The organism is Nocardia alni (genome assembly GCF_019038435.1).
Classification (GTDB): Bacteria; Actinomycetota; Actinomycetes; order Mycobacteriales; family Mycobacteriaceae; genus Nocardia; species Nocardia alni.
This window is the reverse complement of sequence record NZ_JAGPOX010000299.1, coordinates 1-2,291: the sequence shown is the minus strand read 5'-3', so window position 1 is coordinate 2,291 and position 2,291 is coordinate 1. Positions and strand designations below refer to the sequence as shown.

The window sequence follows — 2,291 nt, the reverse complement described above, 5'->3', positions numbered from 1 at the left end:
GGCCGACGCGGGGCGGGTTCGGGGGTTGATCGTGGACTTTCACGAGTGGGCGAACTGGTCGCCGTGGGAGGATCTGGACCCGGAGATGGAGCGGGTCTACTCAGGCGCCCCTAGTGGAGTGGGGGCCCGATATGCGTGGAAGGGGAATCGGAAGGTGGGGCGGGGTGATATGGAGATCACGTCCGTTTCCGATGATGCCGTGGGGGTGCGGATCACGTTCGGGTTTCCCATGCGCTCGACCAATCAGGTGCGGTTCGGAGTGGAGCCGCAGGGCGAGGGCACGCTGGTGACCTGGCAGATGTCGGGGCAGCACACCGGGGTGATGGCTCTGCTGGGCAGGGTGATGCCGATGGATCGGGTGGTGGGGCGAGATTTCGAGAAGGGGCTCGCGCGGTTGAAGGTCGCCGCCGAATCCTGAGCCCGCCTATCGGTGGCAGCCGTCGAGAAGCAGTTCGATCGTGCGGCGGGGGTTGTAGTCGGGGTCGGGGATCTCGGCGCCGGCACTGATATCGCCGATCGCCCGCAGCAGTTGGTGCGCGGTCAGGCCGTCGGTGAGTTCTCCGGCATCTCGGGCGGCGGTGAGGATCTCGTCGAACACCGGGATGAGGCGGTCCAGGATCAGGGCGTGCAGGGCGGTGAATCCGGCGGGGTCGTTGCGCAGCGCGGCGGACAGGCCGTGCTTGGTGATCAGGAAGTCGGCGAACTGGTCCACCCAGCGCCGCAGGGCCTCGAACGGTGAGGCCGACGACGCCAGCAGGGCAGGTCCGGCCTCGGCGCACGCGTCGATCTGATGGCGGTAGACCGCCGCGACGAGGTCCGCGCGGGTGGGGAAGTGGCGGTAGATCGTGCCCATGCCGACACCCGCGGCCGCGGCGATCCGGCGCACGGGCGCGTCGACACCGTCGGTGACGAAAACCGCCGCGGCGGCGTCCAGGAGCGCCTGTTCGTTGCGCCGCGCGTCGGCGCGCTTGGCCGGGTTCGCGGTCGCCTGGTCGCCGGTGCTCATATCGCGGTCCTTTCCTGCACTTGCCAATCGGAACAGCGCTCCGTATATTCGGAACTGCGCTCCGATTAGGAGTGTAGCCGGTGGTTCGGACCATCGGAATCCGCGCCTGCTTCATGAGCGGCGCCGCTTACCATCGAAGGGAAGTTCCCCCATGCCCGCACCCGTGACGTTCGCCCCGAACGCGATTCCCGCCCTGACCACGCCGATCCTGAGTGTCAAGCCGGTCGTGCTGGCCGTGCCGGAACGCGGTGCGGACCTCCAGGTGCGCGTGTCGGCGCCCGCATCGGGCGCCGGCCTGCCGATTCTGGTGTTCGCGCACGGTTTCGGCCAGTCGATGTCCGCCTACGATCCGCTGGTCGATTACTGGGCGAGCCGCGGATTCGTCGTCGTCCAGCCCACGTTCCTGGACTCGACGACCCTCGGCCTGACTCCCGCCGATCCGCGCTACCCGGACATCTGGCGCATCCGGTTCCAGGACGTCGTGCGCGTGCTGGACGAGCTCGATCACGTCCTGGCCGCGGTCCCGGGGCTGGGCGAGCGCGTCGACCGTGACCGCATCGCCGTCGCGGGTCACTCCTGGGGCGCGCAAACCGTCGCCCTGCTGCTGGGCGCGCGCGTCCTGGACGCCGCCGGGCGCCCCGGCCCGGACCTGACCGATTCACGCGTGAAAGCCGGTGTGCTGCTTGCCAACACCGGCCTCGGCGGGAACGACCTGTCGCCGTTCGCCGCGACGAACTTCCCCTTCATGCACCCCGACTTCGACGGCCTGAAGACTCCGACCCTGGTCGTCGCGGGCGACGCCGACCAATCCCCGCTGTCCACACGCGGCCCCGACTGGTTCACCGACGTCTACACCCTGAGCCCCGGTGCGCAAAGCCTGCTCACCGTCTTCGGCGCCGAACACTCACTCGGTGGGATTCACGGCTACAACGCCAAGGACACCACGGACGAGAGCCCCGAGCGCGTGGACCTGGTCCGGACGACCTCGCTGGCCTATCTGCGCAGCGCCCTCGGGATCGAGGGCGCGGAATGGAAGCAGGTGCGGGAGGACCTCGCGCAGGCCGCCGCCCCGGCAGGACGCATCGACACCAAGTAGCTCCCCATCGACCGCTGCCCAGCACTACGCTGACGTCCCGACGGCAGGTGGTGTCGGACCTCGGATGCGCTCGGCGAACAGCGGAAAGCCCGGCGGGCGGACCGGATGTTCGGTTGCGCTCGCCGGGCCCGCCGACGCATTCCCGGGTGGAGGGGGAGGATCGGGGACGGTTGGGACGCAGGGTTATGC

Annotated in this window: 3 protein-coding genes; 2 read left to right on the top strand and 1 reads right to left on the bottom strand. The window is 69.4% G+C overall.

Annotation, left to right across the window (positions count from 1 at the left end):
• Positions 1-418: SRPBCC family protein (locus JZ791_RS43945; protein WP_216903889.1), on the top strand; the 418-nt coding region annotated here is incomplete at its 5' end.
• Positions 419-424: 6 nt separating this feature from the next.
• On the opposite strand, the gene JZ791_RS43940 is transcribed toward JZ791_RS43945, so the two are convergent.
• Complete coding sequence (locus tag JZ791_RS43940; RefSeq protein ID WP_216903887.1) at positions 425-1,006, bottom strand: TetR/AcrR family transcriptional regulator; 582 nt, start codon at positions 1,004-1,006, stop codon at positions 425-427.
• Positions 1,007-1,157: 151 nt separating this feature from the next.
• On the opposite strand from JZ791_RS43940, the gene JZ791_RS43935 reads away from it, so the two are divergent.
• Positions 1,158-2,102 carry an alpha/beta hydrolase family protein gene (locus tag JZ791_RS43935; RefSeq protein ID WP_216903885.1) on the top strand — a complete coding sequence of 315 codons (945 nt, stop codon included), beginning with the start codon at positions 1,158-1,160 and terminating at the stop codon, positions 2,100-2,102.
• Positions 2,103-2,291 lie beyond the last annotated feature (189 nt).